This is a genomic window from Burkholderia sp. BCC1972, from assembly GCF_905339605.1.
Classification (GTDB): domain Bacteria; phylum Pseudomonadota; class Gammaproteobacteria; order Burkholderiales; family Burkholderiaceae; genus Burkholderia.
Genome location: NZ_CAJPGH010000080.1, coordinates 1 through 798 on the forward strand (window position 1 = coordinate 1; position 798 = coordinate 798).

A 798-nucleotide genomic window follows, 5' to 3' on the forward strand; every position below is an offset into this window, starting at 1 on the left:
CCATCACCGGTGACAGGTAAAGCTTCTGGCCTTTCACGTTGAATTCCGTGACGTCGGTCACCCATTTCTGGTTGAGGCGTTCCGCCTTGAACTGCCGGTTGAGCAAGTTCGGCGCGACACAACCCACCATTCCCCGCCAGGAACGGTACTTCTTCGCTCGCACCAGCGACTTCAAGCCGAGTTGAAGCATCAGGCGCCGGACCAGCTTGTGGTTGACCGGTGTCCCCGCTTGCCGGATGACCGCCGTGATGCGCCGGTAGCCATAACGGCCCCGGTGACATTCATAGATCGTCCGGATGCGCTGCTTGAGTGCGGCGTAGCGATCCCCGGCCAGAAGCATCTTTTGCTGATAGTAAAAGGTACTACGCGCCAATCCCGCCACGTTCAGTAGGATCGACAGGGGATGGTGCTGCCTCAATTCGAGCACTACTTGCGCTTTGCGCGTCGTGTCTGACGTTGCTCCGCCCGAATCAAGGCATCGAGTTTTTTTAGGTAGGCTACCTCCGCGCGCAGGTACTCAACTTCCTTGAGCAATTGCTCTCGGGTGCGAGTATCCGGTTCGGATTCTGGCGGCGCAGGTTCGGGAAGCGGCGAAGTCGACATCTTGGGGCGGCGTCCCTTCGGACGTAGTAGGAGGGCGGCGAAACCACCCTCATGATACTGGCGTTCCCAACGGGCGATGGCTCCTGCATCACGAATGTCCAGCAGCGCTTGCATGTGCGTGCGGGATAGATTCTCCCGCTGCATGCGTTCCAGCGCCTCCAGCTTGAACTGTGCGCTGTACTTCACGTGCCCTTT

General features: G+C 59.1%; 1 pseudogene. It reads right to left on the minus strand.

The features are described from left to right. Window positions 1-798: pseudogene (locus tag U5798_RS36880) on the minus strand (IS3 family transposase); the annotation flags it as partial.